Below are 17,382 nucleotides of genomic sequence, written 5' to 3' on the forward strand. Positions count from 1 at the left end.
GGAATGATGTCGCAGCCGCTCAAGGTTTTGCTGCTGTATGCCCATCCGGAATCCCAGGACTCGGTAGCAAACCGGGTTTTGTTACAACCGGCACAGCAGTTGGAACATGTCACCGTGCACGATCTCTACGCGCACTATCCCGATTTTTTTATTGATATCCACCATGAACAACAACTGCTGCGCGAACATCAGGTTATTGTTTTTCAACACCCTATCTACACTTATAGCTGCCCGGCTTTGCTGAAAGAGTGGCTGGATCGCGTGCTGTCGCGTGGCTTTGCCAGCGGCGTGGGCGGTAATGTGCTGGCAGGTAAATACTGGCGTTCGGTGGTCACCACCGGCGAACCGGAAGGTGCTTATCGTACCGAGGGTTATAACCGTTATTCGATCGAAGATATCCTGCGCCCGTTTGAGCTGACTGCCGCCATGTGCCATATGCACTGGCTGACACCGATGGTTGTCTATTGGGCGCGTCGGCAAAAACCTGAAGTATTGAAAAGTCATGCCACCGCTTACGGTGATTGGCTGCGTAACCCGTTACCGCATACAGGGAGAGTGTGATGGAGGGGTCGTCTTTATTGACAGCGATACTGCTGTTCCTGTTCGCTGCCGTAGTGACCGTGCCCATCGCCCGCCGTTTGGGGATCGGGGCGGTATTGGGCTATCTGATCGCCGGTATCGCGATTGGCCCTTGGGGATTAGGGTTCATCCGCGATGTGGATGAGATCCTGCACTTTTCTGAGCTGGGCGTGGTATTCCTGATGTTTATCATCGGGCTGGAGCTGAACCCGGCCAAGCTGTGGGAACTGCGCCGTTCGATCTTCGGGGTGGGTGCCGGGCAGGTGTTGCTCACTGCGGCGATACTGGGAGCGTTGCTGCATTTTAGCCACTTTGCCTGGCAGGCGGCAGTGATTGGCGGGATTGGTCTGGCGATGTCCTCCACCGCTATGGCACTGCAACTGATGCGCGAAAAAGGCATGAATCGCAACGAAGGGGGGCAGTTGGGGTTCTCGGTGCTGCTGTTCCAAGATATGGCGGTGATCCCCGCATTAGCCCTGATCCCGATTCTGGCCGGTGGCGGTGGCACCAGCGATGATTGGGCAAAAATCGCTATTAAGGTGGCGGCGTTTGGCGGCATGCTGATCGGTGGCCGCTTTCTGCTGCGCCCGTTGTTCCGCTATATCGCTTCTTCTGGCGTGCGTGAAATCTTCACTGCCGCAGCGTTGCTGGTGGTGCTGGGGGCGGCGCTGTTCATGGAAACTCTCGGTCTTTCCATGGCGCTCGGGACCTTTATCGCTGGCGTACTGTTGGCCGAAAGTGAGTATCGCCACGAACTGGAAATCGCTATTGAGCCGTTCAAGGGGCTGTTGCTTGGGCTGTTCTTTATCTCGGTGGGGATGGTACTCAATATTGGTGTGCTGTATACCCACCTGGCGGAAGTGCTGCTGGGCGTGCTGATGTTGGTGACGGTTAAATCAGGCGTGCTGTACGGGTTGGCGCGTATTTTCGGTTTGCGGAGTTCGGTTCGCCTGCAATTTGCTGGCGTGTTGAGCCAAGGGGGGGAATTTGCCTTTGTGCTGTTCTCCGCTGCTTCGACCCTGCACGTGCTGGATAGCGAGCAGCTTGCGTTGTTGATGGTGGTGGTGACGATATCGATGATGACCACGCCGCTGCTGATGCAGGTTATTGACCACATTCTGGTGCGCCGCTACAACGCCAAAAAAGATGAGGGTGAAGAAGCACCGTACGTTGCAGATGACAATCCGCAGGTGATCATCGTCGGTTTCGGGCGTTTTGGCCAGGTGATCGGCCGCCTGCTGATGGCCAACAAGATGCGTATCACCGTGCTGGAGCGCGATGTCAGCGCGGTCGGTGTGCTGCGCCGCTATGGTTATAAGGTCTATTATGGTGATGCGACGGAACTGGAACTGCTGCGCGCCGCCGGGGCAGAGAAAGCCAAATCTATCGTGATTACCTGTAATGAACCGGAAGACACGATGGCGATTGTTCATCTGTGCCAGAAACATTTCCCTAATCTCACCCTGTTGGCGCGCGCCCGTGGCCGTGTGGAAGCGCATGAGCTATTACAGGCTGGTGTGAAGCAATTCAGCCGCGAAACCTTCTCCAGCGCCTTGGAGTTGGGGCGCAAAGCGTTGACGGAGCTCGGCATGCATCCGCATCAGGCTTATCGTGCGCAGCAGCATTTCCGCCGCTTGGACATGCGGATGCTGCGTGAGCTGATGCCGCCTCACCAGGGCGACGTGGCGCAGATTTCCCGCGTGAAGGAAGCCCGGCGTGAACTGGAAGAGCTGTTCCATCGAGAAATGCAAAAAGAAAAACGGCAGTATGATGGTTGGGATGAGCATGAATAACTGGGAGCGCAATGATGTCTGCAACACGTAAAAGATTTATCGCCGGGGCAGTTTGCCCAAGCTGTAACGCAATGGATACGCTGGCGGTTTGGCGCGAAGATCAGGTTGAAGCGGTGGAATGCGTCAAATGTGGTCACCATCAGCGCCAAACCGAACAGCAGGTGGAAAAGCACGTTCGCCCGCAGGAACAGGTGATCGGTATTTTCCATCCCGAGTAGCGTTATCTGCCGTGATTTTTTATGCTGGAGGGTACAGCGGTGCAGATTTCCTATACAATCTTCACCGATTTTAGTTTCCAACGGTAGGAGATATCATGAAAGTAGCAAAAGACTTGGTGGTCAGTTTGGCTTACCAGGTACGTACAGAAGACGGTGTTTTGGTTGATGAGTCTCCGGTGAGTGCACCGCTGGACTATCTGCACGGGCATGGTTCTCTGATCGCAGGTCTGGAAAAAGCACTCGAAGGCCACGATGCGGGCGATAGTTTTGATGTACATGTCGGCGCGAACGAAGCTTACGGCGACTATGACGAAAACCTGGTGCAGCGCGTGCCGAAAGACGTCTTTATGGGCGTTGACGAACTGCAGGTAGGCATGCGCTTCCTGGCTGATACCGATCAGGGCCCGGTTCCGGTTGAGATCACCGAAGTGGATGGCGATCACGTGGTGGTTGATGGTAACCATATGCTGGCTGGCCAGAACCTGAACTTCCACGTAGAAGTGGTTGCGATCCGCGAAGCCACTGAAGAAGAACTGGCTCATGGGCACGTGCACGGCGAACATGACCATCACCACGAACACGGTGACGGTTGCTGCGGTGGCCATGGTCATGATCATGAAGGCCATGACCATGGCAAGAAAGGCGGTTGTGGTGGTAACGGTGGTTGCGGTTGCCATTAATCCTGGCATCGTCACTGCAAAGAAAGGTCGCTTCGGCGGCCTTTTTTAGTAATGTGGCGGCGGCGTTTCTTCTGACTGCGAGGCGATCATTGAAGGCTGTGTCGCGCGCAGTTTATCGGTGAGTAAACGCAGATGCTCTTGCAGCTTCAGCATTTCAAGCTGATGCTGTACGACGGTTTGATTAAGTTCTTCAATCGTGACTTCCTGAAAAGCCTGACGGCTTTCCAACTCTTCCAGCCGTTTTAACAGACTCTCGTTGTCGGCATTGTGCATGATATTACCTCTGGCACTGTTCAATCTGGGATACTGGCGCTATGTTAACAGCAGCTGCCAGCTTTGCGCTGCGCTATTTGTGAACGTGGTGTTTGTCGCTCCCGCCGCCTCTCTAGGATGTGCTGAGAATAAAGGGCGCTTCAAGCCGTAAGGTTGATAATTCAGCGTGTCTGCCATAGGCGAAAGTTCTGAATTATCAGCCAGCTAGGCAGGCGCTGGAAACTTATAGGCAAATCTAGGGTCACACCTTGACTCGATTGGTTAGCTGTGTGACTGTTTTGTTTTGTTTCAGGCAGCTATAGTAACCCGGTTAACTTACTTAATGATCGTTTGAGGCACTGCTTCAAACACTGGAGAAATGGATGAAATCTTTGTTTAAAGTCACGCTTCTGGCAACTACCATGGCTTTCGCTCTGGGTACCACTCAGGTAATGGCTGCTGATGCCGCTAAACCCGTTGACACTGCGGCTGCACCCGCTGCTGAAGCCGCTAAACCAGCAGAAGCACCGAGCACTGGCAAGTTCAAAAATGATGATGAACAGGCTGCTTACGCGCTGGGTGCCTCACTGGGCCGCTACATGGAAAACTCGCTGAAAGAGCAGGAAAAACTGGGTATCGCACTGGACAAAGACCAGTTGATCTCCGGTGTTCAGGATGCATTTGCCAACAAGAGCAAACTGAACGATGCAGATATCGAGAAAACTCTGCAGAGTTTTGAAGCGCGCGTGAAGGCTTCTGCTCAGGCGAAGATGGAACAGGACGCGAAAGAAAACGAAGCAAAAGGCGCTAAATACAGTGAAGCCTTCGCCAAAGAGAAAGGCGTGAAGAAAACTGAGTCTGGCTTGCTGTACCTGGTAGAGAAAGAAGGTACCGGTGAAGCACCGAAAGACAGCGATACCGTGGTAGTGAACTACAAAGGGACTTTGACCGACGGTACTGAGTTTGACAACTCTTATACCCGCGGTGAGCCGCTGTCGTTCCGTCTGGACGGTGTGATCCCTGGCTGGACCGAAGGTCTGAAGCAGATCAAGAAAGGCGGCAAAATCAAGTTGGTTATCCCACCGGCGCTGGCCTACGGTAAAACGGGCGTCCCGGGCATCCCGGCTAACTCTACTCTGGTCTTTGACGTTGAGTTGCTGGATGTGAAACCAGCGGCTAAAGCGGACGAAAAAGCCGTAGAAGAGAAAGCCGTAGAGGAAAAAGCAGCAGAGAAAGGGGCTGAAGAGCCAGCAGCAGACGCTAAAGCAAAATAAGCGTATTTTTCCCCCAACCGCCGCGCATGCCCTTCGCGGCGGTTGTCATTTCCGCCTCACCGAATAATGCAAAATTCCCTGCAACTTTTTATTTCTCCCCTTACTGATCGCTTGACGCCTGCCGGGCATCGGGCTTAACGTCACTATCACGCGCAAATGCAAGGATTTTGATCTGGCAGTTTTGCTAGACTCAGGGTCTGGATTTATGAATCATGCGTCTGCCCCTTAGGGCGTGTATCTAAAGCTGTTTCTGGCCTCCCGCTGATGGAACGGAATCTGCACGAGCAGTTTTAGCTGCGTCCCCTGGCTCAGGCGATCTATGAGGGTGGTATCTTCAATGTCTAATTCGCTTTTATCCGGCGAAGCCAGCGAACTTGATTTGCTGAATGAGCGTCCGTTTAGCCAGACGGATCATGAAATCCTGAAATCGTACGAAGCCGTGGTCGACGGTCTGGCGATGCTGATCGGTGCCCACTGTGAAATTGTGCTGCATTCGTTGGAAGACCTGAAATGTTCAGCGGTGCGTATTGCCAATGGTGAACATACCGGGCGTAAAATCGGTTCGCCTATTACCGACCTGGCGCTGCGTATGCTGCACGATATGGCGGGTGCCGACAGCAGCGTCTCCAACGCCTATTTCACTCGCGCCAAAAGCGGCGTGCTGATGAAGTCGGTGACTATCGCTATCCGCAATCGCGAGCAACGCGTGATTGGCTTACTGTGTATCAACATGAATCTCGATGTGCCGTTCTCGCAGGTGATACAGACGTTTATGCCACCAGAAATGCAAGAAGTGGCCTCTTCAGTCAACTTCGCCTCTTCGGTTGACGATCTGGTCGCGCAAACGTTGGAATTCACCATTGAAGAGGTGAATGTCGATCGCAACGTGTCCAATAACGCCAAAAATCGCCAGATAGTGCTCAATCTCTACGAAAAAGGCATCTTTGATATCAAGGACGCGATTAACCAGGTTGCCGATCGCCTGAATATCTCCAAACATACCGTGTATCTGTATATTCGCCAGTTTAAAAGCGGCGATCTGCTGGGAAATGAGCGTTGATGCTGAATTATTGCCTGTTGGTCACCGGCCCGGCTTATGGGACTCAGCAGGCCAGCAGTGCCTGGCAGTTTGCTCAGGCGCTGCTGGCTGCCGGGCACGAGATCTCCAGCGTGTTTTTTTATCGTGAGGGCGTATTGAACGCCAATCAGCTGATTTCTCCGGCGAGCGATGAGTTTGATTTGGTACGGGCTTGGACAACGTTATCCAAACAGCACTGCATTGAACTTAACGTCTGCGTGGCTGCCGCTTTGCGGCGAGGTATCACCGATGAGCAGGAAGCTGCACAGCTTGGGCTGAGTTCGGCTAATTTGCAGGAGGGGTTCACCCTCAGTGGTTTGGGATCGCTGGCGGAAGCCGCGCTGAGTTGCGATCGCCTGGTGCAGTTTTAAGAGAGTAAAATGAAGCGAGTGGCGTTTGTTTTTACCCATGGGCCCCATGGTAGTTCCGCCGGTAGAGAGGGGCTGGATGCGCTGCTGGCGACTTCGGCACTGAGCGAGGAGATCGGCGTATTCTTTATCGGCGACGGCGTGCTACAGCTTTTGCCGGGTCAGCAGCCTGAAAAGATTCTGGCCCGTAATTACATCGCCACTTTCGGTGTGTTGCCGCTGTACGACGTTGAAAACTGTTATCTCTGCGAAACCGCGTTGCGGGAGCGTGGGTTGCAGCAGGTCACCGATTGGGTGCTGGAGGCTGAGATTCTGCCCGCCGATATGCTGCGCCAGAAGTTGGCCAGTTATGATGTGGTGATGACTTTTTAGTAGGATATTCTGATGTTGTATACCCTGAGCCACTCTCCGAATCATTGCGATTTGCCTGCCTTGTTACGACTCACCACGCCAGAGGATGCCTTGCTGCTGCTGCAGGATGGCGTGTTGGCGGGCCTCACCGGCAGCAGCCACTTTGATTTGCTGCTCAATGCCTCCATATCCCTTTATGCGCTGCAGGACGATGTGGATGCCAGAGGACTATCTGGTCATATTTCGCACAATATCACGCTCATCAGCTATACTCACTTCGTTGAATTAACCGAAAGGCACCGTAGTCAAATAGCCTGGTAATGAACAGGATGTTGTATATTTCTTGACACCTCTACTGGTCAGCCATAAAATTCTGCGTCCTCGTACTTTGCCAGTAGTGCATACGAGGGGATTTATCACATGTTTACGAAGCAACAAACGAAGCAAAAACCAGGAGCTTTTTAATGGCAACAATTAATCAGCTGGTTCGCAAACCACGCTCTGTGAAGGCTGCTAAAAGCAACGTTCCAGCGCTGGAAGCCTGCCCGCAGAAACGTGGTGTATGTACCCGCGTGTATACTACTACCCCGAAAAAACCAAACTCCGCACTGCGTAAAGTATGCCGTGTGCGTTTGACTAACGGTTTCGAAGTGTCTTCCTACATCGGTGGTGAAGGCCATAACTTGCAGGAACACTCCGTGATCCTGATCCGCGGCGGTCGTGTTAAAGACCTGCCAGGTGTGCGTTACCACACCGTTCGCGGCGCACTTGACTGCTCCGGTGTTAAAGACCGTAAGCAAGCTCGTTCCAAGTACGGCGTGAAGAAGCCAAAGGCTTAATGGTTCTTCGTTAAGTAAGGCCAAACATTTTCACTTTAAATGTCAAAATAAACTCATAGAGTTTTGGACAATCCTGAATTAACAACGGAGTATTTCCATGCCACGTCGTCGCGTTATTGGTCAACGTAAAATCCTGCCAGATCCTAAGTTCGGATCCGAGCTGTTGGCCAAATTTGTCAATATCCTGATGGTAGATGGTAAAAAATCTACTGCAGAAGCAATCGTCTATACCGCGCTGGAAACCCTGGCCCAGCGTTCTGGTAAAGGCCACCTGGAAGCTTTCGAAGTCGCTCTCGACAACGTTCGCCCGACTGTAGAAGTTAAGTCTCGCCGTGTTGGTGGCTCTACTTATCAGGTTCCAGTTGAAGTTCGCCCGGTTCGCCGTAATGCCCTGGCAATGCGTTGGATCGTTGATGCTGCTCGTAAACGTGGTGATAAATCCATGGCTCTGCGCCTAGCGAACGAACTGTCTGACGCAGCAGAGAACAAAGGTTCTGCTGTTAAGAAGCGTGAAGACGTTCACCGTATGGCAGAAGCCAACAAGGCGTTCGCCCACTACCGCTGGTAATCCATGCAGTAGTTTTGCTAACCAAGTGGGCGCTTCAAGAAGCCAACCCGCTTGGTTTCACCGAACCGCCTAAGGTAATAGAGGAATCAAATGGCTCGTACAACACCCATTTCGCGCTACCGGAACATCGGTATCAGTGCGCACATTGACGCTGGTAAGACCACTACCACTGAACGTATTCTGTTCTATACCGGTGTAAACCATAAAATTGGTGAAACGCACGAAGGCACCGCGACCATGGACTGGATGGAGCAGGAGCAGGAGCGTGGTATTACCATTACTTCTGCAGCGACGACTGCTTTCTGGTCTGGTATGGCCAAGCAGTTTGAGCCACACCGTGTAAACATCATCGACACCCCAGGGCACGTTGACTTCACCATCGAAGTAGAACGTTCCATGCGTGTGCTTGATGGCGCGGTAATGGTTTACTGTGCGGTTGGTGGTGTTCAGCCACAGTCTGAAACCGTATGGCGTCAGGCTAACAAATACAAAGTGCCACGCATCGCGTTCGTTAACAAAATGGACCGTATGGGTGCCAACTTCCTGAAAGTTGTCGGTCAGCTCAAATCTCGTCTGGGTGCGAATCCAGTTCCATTGCAATTGGCGATCGGCGCAGAAGAGAAATTCACCGGTGTTGTTGACCTGGTGAAAATGAAAGCCATCAACTGGAGCGAAGCAGATCAGGGTGTGACCTTCGAATACGAAGAGATCCCAGCCGATATGCAAGAACTGGCTGCCGAGTGGCACCAGAATCTGGTTGAATCCGCTGCTGAAGCGTCAGATGAGCTGATGGACAAATACCTGGGCGGCGAAGAGCTGACCGAGGAAGAAATCAAGAAAGCCCTGCGAAGCCGCGTACTGAACAACGAAGTGATTCTGGTAACCTGTGGTTCTGCGTTTAAAAACAAAGGCGTACAGGCAATGCTGGATGCGGTTATCGAATACCTGCCAGCACCAGATGACGTTGAAGCTATCAACGGTATTTTGGATGACGGTAAAGACACGCCGGCTGTGCGTCATTCTGACGACGCCGAGCCGTTCTCTGCACTGGCGTTCAAAATCGCTACCGACCCATTCGTGGGTAACCTGACGTTCTTCCGTGTGTACTCTGGCGTAGTTAACTCCGGCGACACCGTTCTGAACTCCGTGAAGGCCGCGCGTGAGCGCTTGGGCCGTATCGTTCAGATGCACGCTAACAAGCGTGAAGAGATTAAAGAAGTTCGTGCAGGCGATATCGCTGCGGCTATCGGTCTTAAAGACGTTACTACCGGTGACACTCTGTGTGATCCGAACAACGTGATCATTTTGGAGCGTATGGAGTTCCCTGAACCGGTAATCTCCGTTGCGGTAGAACCAAAAACCAAAGCTGACCAGGAAAAAATGGGTCTGGCTCTGGGCCGTCTGGCGAAAGAAGACCCATCATTCCGCGTGTGGACTGACGAAGAATCAGGTCAGACCATCATCGCAGGTATGGGTGAACTTCACCTGGATATCTTGGTTGACCGTATGCGCCGCGAATTTAACGTTGAAGCTAACGTCGGTAAACCACAGGTTGCTTACCGTGAAGCGATTCGCGCGAAAGTTACCGATATCGAAGGTAAACACGCCAAGCAGTCTGGTGGTCGTGGTCAGTATGGTCATGTCGTGATCGACATGTACCCGCTGGAGCCGGGCTCAAATCCGAAAGGCTACGAGTTCATCAATGACATTAAAGGTGGTGTGATCCCAACGGAATACATCCCTGCCATTGATAAGGGTCTCCAGGAGCAGCTTAAGTCTGGTCCACTGGCCGGTTATCCGGTAGTCGATCTCGGTGTGCGTCTGCATTTCGGTTCTTTCCACGATGTTGACTCCTCCGAATTGGCGTTTAAACTGGCCGCTTCTATCGCCTTTAAAGATGGCTTTAAGAAAGCGAAACCCGTTTTGCTTGAGCCTATCATGAAGGTTGAAGTTGAAACGCCGGAAGAGAACACTGGTGACGTCATCGGTGACCTTAGCCGTCGTCGTGGTCAACTGAAAGGTCAGGAATCCAACGCTACTGGCGTTCAGATTCACGCTGAAGTTCCGTTGTCCGAGATGTTTGGATACGCGACTCAACTGCGTTCTCTGACCAAAGGCCGTGCTTCTTACTCCATGGAGTTTCTGAAGTACGATGATGCGCCGAACAACGTCGCTCAGGCCGTTATTGAAGCCCGTGGTAAATAAGCTTTCGGGTTTAACACATTGATCAGTGCTCTCTCCATGAGGGGGGAGCATAAGAGTAAGGAATATAGCCGTGTCTAAAGAAAAATTTGAACGTTCCAAACCGCACGTTAACGTTGGTACTATCGGCCACGTTGACCACGGTAAAACTACCCTGACTGCTGCAATCACCACCGTACTGGCTAAAACCTACGGCGGTAACGCACGTGCTTTCGACCAGATCGATAACGCGCCAGAAGAAAAAGCCCGTGGTATCACCATCAACACTTCTCACGTTGAATATGACACCCCGAGCCGCCACTACGCGCACGTTGACTGCCCAGGGCACGCCGACTACGTGAAAAACATGATCACCGGTGCTGCTCAGATGGACGGCGCAATCCTGGTTGTTGCTGCGACTGACGGCCCAATGCCGCAGACCCGTGAGCACATCCTGCTGGGTCGCCAGGTTGGCGTTCCTTACATCATCGTATTCATGAACAAATGTGACATGGTTGATGATGAAGAGCTGCTGGAACTGGTAGAAATGGAAGTGCGTGAACTTCTGTCTGCTTATGATTTCCCTGGTGATGATCTGCCGGTCGTTCGCGGTTCAGCTCTGCAAGCGCTGAATGGCGTGCCAGAGTGGGAAGCGAAGATCATTGAGCTGGCTGGTCACCTGGATTCTTACATCCCAGAACCAGAGCGTGCGATTGACAAGCCGTTCCTGCTGCCAATCGAAGACGTATTCTCCATCTCTGGTCGTGGTACCGTAGTTACCGGTCGTGTTGAGCGCGGTATCGTTAAAGTTGGCGAAGAAGTTGAAATCGTTGGTATCAAAGACACCGTTAAGTCTACCTGTACCGGCGTTGAAATGTTCCGCAAACTGCTGGACGAAGGCCGTGCAGGCGAGAACGTAGGTGTTCTGCTGCGTGGTATCAAGCGTGAAGATATCGAACGTGGTCAGGTTCTGGCTAAACCAGGTTCTATCAAGCCACACACCAAATTTGACTCAGAAGTGTATATCCTGAGCAAAGAAGAAGGTGGTCGTCATACGCCATTCTTCAAAGGCTACCGTCCACAGTTCTACTTCCGTACGACTGACGTGACCGGTACCATCGAACTGCCAGAAGGCATAGAGATGGTAATGCCAGGTGATAACGTGAACATGGTTGTTACCCTGATTCACCCAATCGCAATGGATGACGGCCTGCGTTTCGCAATCCGTGAAGGTGGCCGTACTGTAGGTGCGGGCGTGGTTGCTAAAGTTCTCGCTTAATAGCCAGTAACTTATAAGCACGAAAAGAGGGCACTTCGGTGCCCTCAGATTGATGACAAAGTCCTGGCCGTGAGGCCAGGACTTTGATCTAATAAGGTCAGTGCAAAAAATGGACTGACTGCCATGCTCAAAACACCCTCTCCCCAGCAATATCAGTTTGAAACCATCACCCTGGATGAGTTGGTCCCCGAAGACCATCTGGTTCGCCAAATCGATGCCGCCATCGATTTTGAATTTATCCGCGACGCCGTTGCTCATCTCTATTGTCCTGATAACGGCAGACCCGCTATTGACCCCGTTCGCCTGATTAAAATGATGCTGCTGGGTTATCTCTTCGGTATCCCCAGTGAGCGCCGTCTGGTCAAGGAAATACAGGTCAATGTCGCTTATCGCTGGTTCCTGCGTATGGCCCTCACCGAAAAAGTCCCTGACGCCTCGACCCTGAGCCAGAACCGCCTCCGCCGCTTCAACCACAGCGATGTCTTCCAGCAGATTTTTGACCACATCGTGGAACAGGCTCTCAGCCGCGGCATGGCCAACGGGCGTGTTCTTTACACCGACAGTACCCACCTGAAAGCTGACGCCAACCCTCGCAAGGCAGTGAATGAAGAACGTCCGGTGGGCGTCAGTGAATATCTGGAGCAGCTTGATGCTGCTGTAGAGGCCGACAGGAAGAAGCACGAAAAAAAGCCGCTGCCCGTCGTAAAAAAGATGCCAGAAAGCGTCGCCGTTAAGAACACCAAAGTCAGCACCACCGACCCGGAAAGCGGCTTCATGCACCGGGATAACAAACCGAAGGGCTTCTTCTATCTGGACCACCGCACGGTGGACGGGAAGCACGGCATCATCCTGGATACGCATGTGACACCGGGCAATGTGCACGACAGCCAGCCCTTTATCGGACGGCTTGAGCGGCAGGTCGAGCGCTTCGGTCTGGAGCCGGTGGCGGTGGGCGTGGACGCGGGTTACTTCACCGCTGCGGTGTGCCATCTGACACAGGAAATGGGTCTCGCGTTGGTTCCCGGCTATCGCAGACCGCACAAAGGTCAGAATGACTTCCAGAAAAAGCACTTCAGGTATGATGAGGCACGGGAAGTGTATGTGTGCCCGGCAGGCGAATTGCTGATATATAGCACGACAGACCGTAACGGTTATCAGCATTACCGTTCAGACCCGGCAGTGTGCCAAGGGTGTGAGCAGAGAGGACAGTGTACGCAGAACAGCAAGGCGCAGAAAACGATAACGCGGCACGTCTGGGAGGCGTCGAAAGAAGAAGCGAACAGGTTACGGCTGACGAAATGGGGCAAGAAAATCTACGCGCGGCGCAAAGAGACAGTGGAGAGAAGCTTCGCGGATGCGAAACAGCACCATGGCCATCGATATGCGCGGTTCCGTGGCCTGTCAAAAGTGCAGATGCAGTGCCTGCTGGCGGCCACAGCGCAGAATATGAAAAAGATGGCGCTGCTGGCGCTTCTTTATTGTCTTTACCGGTGGTGGAAAGCGTCTTGGGAAGGCCAGAAAGGTGCCTTGGGCGAACAGAAGTCGCCAATGACGGGGTTATGGAAAAATATCGCGATCGCGACCTGCGGTCGCTAAAAAAGAAGAACTCCACCTGAAGAAGTGGGGTTAGTCAGCAGTCTGAGGGCACTTCGGTGCCCTTTTTTTATACAATTTTTTCAAATCTTAATTGAAATAAAAATGATTCCTATTTAGAATTAACTCATTGCTTAAGAAGTGAGTGTTTCTATGTACGTATGCCTGTGTAATGCCGTGACTGATAAAGCGATCCGTAAAGCGGTTCGTCAGCATAATCCCCATACCATGAAGCAATTATGTGATTTGGTGCCGATTGGTACCGACTGTGGGAAGTGCATTCGTCAGGCAAGACAAATTATGGTGGAGGAACGGGCGATCATTATTCATATGCACGAAGTCGCTTAATCGAAGAAAAGGTCAGGTTATTTTTTGACTCTTGGTTAGCAGGTTCTACACTTCTAGAACTGCCCAGGAGGACATACCTATGAAAGGCGATAAAAAACTCATTGCTCATCTTAACAAACTGCTCGGTAACGAGTTGGTTGCCATCAATCAATACTTCCTGCACGCACGAATGTTCAAAAACTGGGGGCTGATGCGCCTCAATGATAAGGAATATCACGAGTCTATCGACGAAATGAAACATGCCGATCGTTATATCGAGCGTATTTTATTCCTTGAGGGGTTACCTAATCTTCAAGATCTCGGCAAGTTGAATATTGGCGAAGATATTGAAGAGATGTTGAGGTCTGATCTGGCGTTGGAGTTGGAAGGTGCCAAGAACCTGCGTGAAGGTATCGCTTATGCCGACTCCATCCATGATTATGTCAGCCGTGACCTGATGAGGGATGTGTTGGCTGATGAAGAAGGGCATATCGACTGGCTGGAAACCGAGTTGAGTCTGATTGAACGCCTTGGCATCCAAAATTATGCCCAAGCACAGGTGCTCGAACGTAAAGATTGATTGTTCATCTTTTTTATTGCTCCCCATTTGGTTCGTGTTTCAAAGCTGGCAGGCCAGGTAAGGGGAGCAACTAATCACTATCATTGTGTGATCCTTCTTTTGCCCTAGTTCACCGCTGCAAATCCCAATCTGCCAGAATCGCCGTAATCCTGAGCATATTTCCATCTGTTACTTGCAACCTGGCGCGTTTTGCGTATAATGCGCGGGCTTACCTAATCAAGGTAGGCCTGATTTTAGCGAATCAGTCGATTGGCAAGTCCGTTTTGCCTTTCGAACAATACTCCCGATATGGGGGTTATATGTTGACGATTACACTCCCCCATCAATCGAAATGGGTGCGAGGAGTAATTATTTACGTTTATAAATAATTGGAGCTCTGGTCTCATGCAGAACCAAAGAATCCGTATCCGCCTGAAAGCGTTTGATCATCGTCTGATCGATCAATCAACTGCGGAAATCGTCGAGACTGCCAAGCGCACTGGTGCGCAAGTTCGTGGTCCGATCCCGCTGCCAACTCGCAAAGAGCGCTTTACTGTTCTGATCTCTCCGCACGTCAACAAAGATGCGCGCGATCAGTACGAGATTCGCACTCACAAGCGTCTGGTTGACATCGTTGAGCCAACCGAGAAAACCGTTGATGCTCTGATGCGTCTGGATCTGGCTGCCGGTGTAGACGTGCAGATCAGCCTGGGTTAATCAGGTCATTGAGCGATTGAGAGGTTGAAACAATGATTGGTTTAGTCGGTAAAAAAGTGGGCATGACCCGTATCTTCACTGAAGATGGCGTTTCTATCCCAGTAACCGTAATTGAAATTGAAGCGAACCGCGTGACTCAGGTTAAAGACCTGGCGAGCGACGGGTACCGTGCCATTCAGGTCACTACCGGTAGCAAAAAAGCTAACCGTGTGACCAAACCGGAAGCAGGTCATTTCGCTAAAGCTGGCGTTGAAGCTGGCCGTGGTCTGTGGGAATTCCGCCTTGAAGAAGGTCAAGAGTTCGCTGCAGGTCAAGAAATTAGCGTTGAGATTTTCTCTGATGTTAAAAAAGTCGACGTTACCGGTACTTCTAAAGGTAAAGGTTTTGCTGGCACTGTAAAGCGCTGGAACTTCCGTACCCAAGATGCTACCCACGGTAACTCCTTGTCTCACCGCGTTCCGGGTTCTATCGGTCAGAACCAGACTCCGGGCAAAGTGTTCAAAGGCAAGAAAATGGCTGGCCACCTGGGTGACGAGCGTGTAACCGTTCAAAGCCTGGACGTAGTACGTGTTGACGCTGAGCGCAACCTGCTGCTGGTTAAGGGTGCTGTACCGGGCGCAACCGGTGGTAACCTGATCGTTAAACCAGCTGTGAAGGCGTAAGGGGATAGCAATGGAATTAGTATTGAAAGACGCGCAAAGCGCGCTGACTGTTTCCGAAACTACCTTCGGTCGTGATTTCAACGAAGCGCTGGTACACCAGGTTGTTGTTGCTTATGCAGCAGGTGCCCGTCAAGGTACTCGTGCTCAGAAGACCCGTGCTGAAGTAACTGGTTCCGGTAAAAAACCGTGGCGTCAGAAAGGTACCGGCCGTGCGCGTTCAGGTTCTGTAAAGAGCCCGATCTGGCGTTCCGGTGGTGTGACCTTCGCTGCCAAGCCACAGGACCACAGTCAGAAAGTAAACAAAAAGATGTACCGCGGCGCGCTGAAAAGCATCCTGTCCGAACTGGTACGTCAAGATCGTCTGATCGTTGTCGAGAAGTTCTCTGTAGAAGCACCTAAAACTAAGCTGCTGGCACAGAAACTGAAAGATATGGCTCTGGAAGATGTGCTGATCGTGACCGGTGAACTGGATGAGAATCTGTTCCTGGCTGCGCGTAACCTGTACAAGGTTGACGTGCGCGATGTAGCAGGTATCGACCCAGTTAGCCTGATCGCCTTCGACAAAGTGGTTATGACTGCTGATGCTGTGAAGCAAGTTGAGGAGATGCTGGCATGATTCGTGAAGAACGTTTGCTGAAAGTGCTGCGTGCACCGCACGTATCTGAAAAAGCATCCGCTGCGATGGAAAAAAGTAACACCATCGTTCTCAAAGTTGCCAAAGACGCGACCAAAGCAGAAATCAAAGCTGCAGTGCAGAAACTGTTTGAAGTCGAAGTCGAAGACGTTAACACCCTGGTCGTTAAAGGGAAAGTGAAGCGTCACGGTCAGCGTGTTGGTCGTCGTAGCGACTGGAAAAAAGCTTACGTCACCCTGAAAGAAGGCCAGAATCTGGACTTCATCGGCGGCGCAGAGTAAGTCGGAGGAGTAAGAACAATGGCAATTGTTAAATGTAAACCTACATCTCCGGGTCGTCGCCATGTTGTTAAAGTGGTTAACCCTGAGCTGCACAAGGGTAAACCTTACGCCCCGTTGCTCGAGAAATTGAGCAAAAGCGGTGGCCGTAACAACAATGGTCGTATCACCACCCGTCATATCGGTGGTGGCCACAAGCAACACTATCGTCTGGTTGACTTCAAACGCAACAAAGATGGTATCCCTGCTGTGGTTGAGCGTCTGGAGTACGATCCGAACCGTTCCGCGAATATCGCGCTGGTTCTGTACAAAGACGGCGAACGCCGTTACATCCTGGCGCCGAAAGGCCTGAAAGCTGGTGACCAGATCCAATCTGGTGTTGATGCTGCAATCAAAGCGGGTAACACCCTGCCGATGCGCAACATTCCAGTCGGTTCAACGGTTCATAACGTAGAAATGAAACCAGGTAAAGGCGGCCAGTTGGCTCGTTCTGCTGGTGCTTACGTTCAGATCGTTGCACGTGATGGTTCCTACGTAACTCTGCGTCTGCGCTCTGGCGAAATGCGTAAAGTTCCAGTTGATTGCCGCGCCACCCTGGGTGAAGTCGGTAACGCTGAACATATGCTTCGCGTTCTGGGTAAAGCAGGTGCTGCACGTTGGCGTGGTGTTCGTCCTACCGTTCGCGGTACGGCGATGAACCCAGTCGATCACCCGCACGGTGGTGGTGAAGGTCGTAACTTTGGTAAGCACCCGGTAACTCCGTGGGGCGTTCAGACCAAAGGTAAGAAGACCCGTAGCAACAAGCGTACTGACAAGTTCATCGTACGTCGCCGTAGTAAAAAATAATTAGAGGATAAGCCATGCCACGTTCTCTCAAGAAAGGTCCTTTTATTGACCTGCACTTGCTGAAGAAGGTAGAGAAAGCGGTGGAAAGCGGTGACAAGAAGCCTTTGCGCACTTGGTCCCGTCGTTCAACGATCTTTCCTAACATGATCGGTTTGACCATCGCTGTCCATAATGGTCGTCAGCACGTACCAGTGTTCGTTTCCGATGAAATGGTCGGTCACAAACTGGGTGAATTCGCGCCGACTCGTACTTATCGCGGCCATGCGGCTGATAAAAAAGCTAAAAAGCGCTAAGGTAGGAGGAAGA

23 protein-coding genes are annotated in these 17,382 nt (G+C 51.9%); 22 read left to right on the forward strand and 1 reads right to left on the reverse strand.

Features of this window, described 5'->3' with window-relative positions; translation table 11 throughout:
• Nucleotides 1-6: 6 nt before the first annotated feature.
• The 4 genes from kefG to slyD all read left to right on the forward strand — a co-directional run bounded on the left by kefG (nt 7) and on the right by slyD (nt 3,270).
• Nucleotides 7-561 carry a glutathione-regulated potassium-efflux system ancillary protein KefG gene (gene kefG, locus ACX9GT_RS01750; protein WP_473191481.1) on the forward strand — a complete coding sequence of 185 codons (555 nt, stop codon included), beginning with the start codon at nt 7-9 and terminating at the stop codon, nt 559-561.
• Nucleotides 561-2,372: a glutathione-regulated potassium-efflux system protein KefB gene (gene kefB / locus ACX9GT_RS01755; protein ID WP_473189567.1), complete on the forward strand. Its 1,812-nt coding sequence runs from the start codon at nt 561-563 to the stop codon at nt 2,370-2,372. The genes kefG and kefB overlap by 1 nt, the downstream gene beginning before the upstream one ends.
• Before the next feature lie 14 nt (nt 2,373-2,386).
• The gene (locus ACX9GT_RS01760) at nt 2,387-2,590 is read left to right on the forward strand and encodes a YheV family putative zinc ribbon protein (RefSeq protein WP_459402885.1); all 204 of its coding nucleotides are present in this window, start codon (nt 2,387-2,389) and stop codon (nt 2,588-2,590) included.
• Between the two features lie 95 nt (nt 2,591-2,685).
• Nucleotides 2,686-3,270, forward strand: coding sequence for a peptidylprolyl isomerase (gene slyD / locus ACX9GT_RS01765; RefSeq protein ID WP_473189568.1), 585 nt, complete (start codon nt 2,686-2,688; stop codon nt 3,268-3,270).
• Nucleotides 3,271-3,315: 45 nt separating this feature from the next.
• Here slyD and ACX9GT_RS01770 read toward each other — a convergent pair whose 3' ends face one another.
• Nucleotides 3,316-3,543, reverse strand: a complete 228-nt coding sequence (locus ACX9GT_RS01770) for a protein SlyX (protein ID WP_459400362.1) — start codon at nt 3,541-3,543, stop codon at nt 3,316-3,318.
• A 362-nt stretch (nt 3,544-3,905) separates the two neighbouring features.
• On the opposite strand from ACX9GT_RS01770, the gene fkpA reads away from it, so the two are divergent.
• From fkpA to rpsS, 18 genes are all read left to right on the forward strand, one after another.
• Complete coding sequence (gene fkpA / locus ACX9GT_RS01775; protein WP_473189569.1) at nt 3,906-4,796, forward strand: FKBP-type peptidyl-prolyl cis-trans isomerase; 891 nt, start codon at nt 3,906-3,908, stop codon at nt 4,794-4,796.
• Between the two features lie 337 nt (nt 4,797-5,133).
• Entirely contained in the window at nt 5,134-5,856 is a 723-nt protein-coding gene (locus ACX9GT_RS01780) for a helix-turn-helix transcriptional regulator (protein WP_473189570.1), read from the forward strand.
• Nucleotides 5,856-6,245: a sulfurtransferase complex subunit TusD gene (gene tusD, locus ACX9GT_RS01785; RefSeq protein WP_473189571.1), complete on the forward strand. Its 390-nt coding sequence runs from the start codon at nt 5,856-5,858 to the stop codon at nt 6,243-6,245. Before ACX9GT_RS01780 ends, tusD begins: the two co-directional genes overlap by 1 nt.
• Before the next feature lie 9 nt (nt 6,246-6,254).
• Nucleotides 6,255-6,614, forward strand: a complete 360-nt coding sequence (tusC, locus tag ACX9GT_RS01790; protein WP_473189572.1) for a sulfurtransferase complex subunit TusC — start codon at nt 6,255-6,257, stop codon at nt 6,612-6,614.
• Nucleotides 6,615-6,626: 12 nt separating this feature from the next.
• A complete protein-coding gene (gene tusB, locus ACX9GT_RS01795) occupies nt 6,627-6,914 on the forward strand; it encodes a sulfurtransferase complex subunit TusB (RefSeq protein ID WP_473189573.1) in 288 nt (95 codons plus the stop codon).
• Nucleotides 6,915-7,057: 143 nt separating this feature from the next.
• Nucleotides 7,058-7,432, forward strand: a complete 375-nt coding sequence (gene rpsL, locus ACX9GT_RS01800) for a 30S ribosomal protein S12 (protein WP_024914452.1) — start codon at nt 7,058-7,060, stop codon at nt 7,430-7,432.
• A 97-nt stretch (nt 7,433-7,529) separates the two neighbouring features.
• Nucleotides 7,530-8,000, forward strand: a complete 471-nt coding sequence (rpsG, locus tag ACX9GT_RS01805; protein ID WP_021181637.1) for a 30S ribosomal protein S7 — start codon at nt 7,530-7,532, stop codon at nt 7,998-8,000.
• Between the two features lie 90 nt (nt 8,001-8,090).
• A complete protein-coding gene (fusA, locus tag ACX9GT_RS01810; protein WP_473189574.1) occupies nt 8,091-10,205 on the forward strand; it encodes an elongation factor G in 2,115 nt (704 codons plus the stop codon).
• A 70-nt stretch (nt 10,206-10,275) separates the two neighbouring features.
• On the forward strand, nt 10,276-11,460 hold the full coding sequence (gene tuf / locus ACX9GT_RS01815; protein ID WP_473189575.1) for an elongation factor Tu: 1,185 nt from the start codon (nt 10,276-10,278) through the stop codon (nt 11,458-11,460).
• A gap of 123 nt (nt 11,461-11,583) precedes the next feature.
• On the forward strand, nt 11,584-13,056 hold the full coding sequence (locus ACX9GT_RS01820; RefSeq protein WP_473189373.1) for an IS1182 family transposase: 1,473 nt from the start codon (nt 11,584-11,586) through the stop codon (nt 13,054-13,056).
• 150 nt (nt 13,057-13,206) lie between these two features.
• Nucleotides 13,207-13,401 (forward strand): bacterioferritin-associated ferredoxin, encoded by a 195-nt coding sequence (bfd, locus tag ACX9GT_RS01825; RefSeq protein ID WP_473189576.1) that lies wholly within the window; start codon nt 13,207-13,209, stop codon nt 13,399-13,401.
• 79 nt (nt 13,402-13,480) lie between these two features.
• Complete coding sequence (gene bfr / locus ACX9GT_RS01830; protein WP_473189577.1) at nt 13,481-13,960, forward strand: bacterioferritin; 480 nt, start codon at nt 13,481-13,483, stop codon at nt 13,958-13,960.
• 384 nt (nt 13,961-14,344) lie between these two features.
• A complete protein-coding gene (gene rpsJ / locus ACX9GT_RS01835) occupies nt 14,345-14,656 on the forward strand; it encodes a 30S ribosomal protein S10 (RefSeq protein WP_001181005.1) in 312 nt (103 codons plus the stop codon).
• A 32-nt stretch (nt 14,657-14,688) separates the two neighbouring features.
• Nucleotides 14,689-15,318, forward strand: coding sequence for a 50S ribosomal protein L3 (gene rplC, locus ACX9GT_RS01840; protein WP_473189578.1), 630 nt, complete (start codon nt 14,689-14,691; stop codon nt 15,316-15,318).
• Nucleotides 15,319-15,328: 10 nt separating this feature from the next.
• Nucleotides 15,329-15,934, forward strand: coding sequence for a 50S ribosomal protein L4 (gene rplD, locus ACX9GT_RS01845; protein WP_004929779.1), 606 nt, complete (start codon nt 15,329-15,331; stop codon nt 15,932-15,934).
• A complete protein-coding gene (gene rplW, locus ACX9GT_RS01850) occupies nt 15,931-16,233 on the forward strand; it encodes a 50S ribosomal protein L23 (RefSeq protein WP_004951179.1) in 303 nt (100 codons plus the stop codon). Before rplD ends, rplW begins: the two co-directional genes overlap by 4 nt.
• A gap of 18 nt (nt 16,234-16,251) precedes the next feature.
• A complete protein-coding gene (rplB, locus tag ACX9GT_RS01855) occupies nt 16,252-17,076 on the forward strand; it encodes a 50S ribosomal protein L2 (protein ID WP_024912205.1) in 825 nt (274 codons plus the stop codon).
• A 14-nt stretch (nt 17,077-17,090) separates the two neighbouring features.
• A complete protein-coding gene (gene rpsS / locus ACX9GT_RS01860; protein WP_004929772.1) occupies nt 17,091-17,369 on the forward strand; it encodes a 30S ribosomal protein S19 in 279 nt (92 codons plus the stop codon).
• Nucleotides 17,370-17,382: the final 13 nt, after the last annotated feature.

The sequence above is a fragment of the Serratia sp. YWN4 genome (assembly GCF_055790845.1).

Bases quoted from the DNA above. Each gene is read 5' to 3' on its own strand.
- kefG (WP_473191481.1), top strand. From the start codon at position 7: ATGTCGCAGCCGCTCAAGGTTTTGCTGCTGTATGCCCATCCGGAATCC.
- kefB (WP_473189567.1), top strand. From the start codon at position 561: ATGGAGGGGTCGTCTTTATTGACAGCGATACTGCTGTTCCTGTTCGCT.
- ACX9GT_RS01760 (WP_459402885.1), top strand. From the start codon at position 2,387: ATGTCTGCAACACGTAAAAGATTTATCGCCGGGGCAGTTTGCCCAAGC.
- slyD (WP_473189568.1), top strand. From the start codon at position 2,686: ATGAAAGTAGCAAAAGACTTGGTGGTCAGTTTGGCTTACCAGGTACGT.
- ACX9GT_RS01770 (WP_459400362.1), bottom strand. From the start codon at position 3,543: ATGCACAATGCCGACAACGAGAGTCTGTTAAAACGGCTGGAAGAGTTG.
- fkpA (WP_473189569.1), top strand. From the start codon at position 3,906: ATGAAATCTTTGTTTAAAGTCACGCTTCTGGCAACTACCATGGCTTTC.
- ACX9GT_RS01780 (WP_473189570.1), top strand. From the start codon at position 5,134: ATGTCTAATTCGCTTTTATCCGGCGAAGCCAGCGAACTTGATTTGCTG.
- tusD (WP_473189571.1), top strand. From the start codon at position 5,856: ATGCTGAATTATTGCCTGTTGGTCACCGGCCCGGCTTATGGGACTCAG.
- tusC (WP_473189572.1), top strand. From the start codon at position 6,255: ATGAAGCGAGTGGCGTTTGTTTTTACCCATGGGCCCCATGGTAGTTCC.
- tusB (WP_473189573.1), top strand. From the start codon at position 6,627: ATGTTGTATACCCTGAGCCACTCTCCGAATCATTGCGATTTGCCTGCC.
- rpsL (WP_024914452.1), top strand. From the start codon at position 7,058: ATGGCAACAATTAATCAGCTGGTTCGCAAACCACGCTCTGTGAAGGCT.
- rpsG (WP_021181637.1), top strand. From the start codon at position 7,530: ATGCCACGTCGTCGCGTTATTGGTCAACGTAAAATCCTGCCAGATCCT.
- fusA (WP_473189574.1), top strand. From the start codon at position 8,091: ATGGCTCGTACAACACCCATTTCGCGCTACCGGAACATCGGTATCAGT.
- ACX9GT_RS01820 (WP_473189373.1), top strand. From the start codon at position 11,584: ATGCTCAAAACACCCTCTCCCCAGCAATATCAGTTTGAAACCATCACC.
- bfd (WP_473189576.1), top strand. From the start codon at position 13,207: ATGTACGTATGCCTGTGTAATGCCGTGACTGATAAAGCGATCCGTAAA.
- bfr (WP_473189577.1), top strand. From the start codon at position 13,481: ATGAAAGGCGATAAAAAACTCATTGCTCATCTTAACAAACTGCTCGGT.
- rpsJ (WP_001181005.1), top strand. From the start codon at position 14,345: ATGCAGAACCAAAGAATCCGTATCCGCCTGAAAGCGTTTGATCATCGT.
- rplC (WP_473189578.1), top strand. From the start codon at position 14,689: ATGATTGGTTTAGTCGGTAAAAAAGTGGGCATGACCCGTATCTTCACT.
- rplD (WP_004929779.1), top strand. From the start codon at position 15,329: ATGGAATTAGTATTGAAAGACGCGCAAAGCGCGCTGACTGTTTCCGAA.
- rplW (WP_004951179.1), top strand. From the start codon at position 15,931: ATGATTCGTGAAGAACGTTTGCTGAAAGTGCTGCGTGCACCGCACGTA.
- rplB (WP_024912205.1), top strand. From the start codon at position 16,252: ATGGCAATTGTTAAATGTAAACCTACATCTCCGGGTCGTCGCCATGTT.
- rpsS (WP_004929772.1), top strand. From the start codon at position 17,091: ATGCCACGTTCTCTCAAGAAAGGTCCTTTTATTGACCTGCACTTGCTG.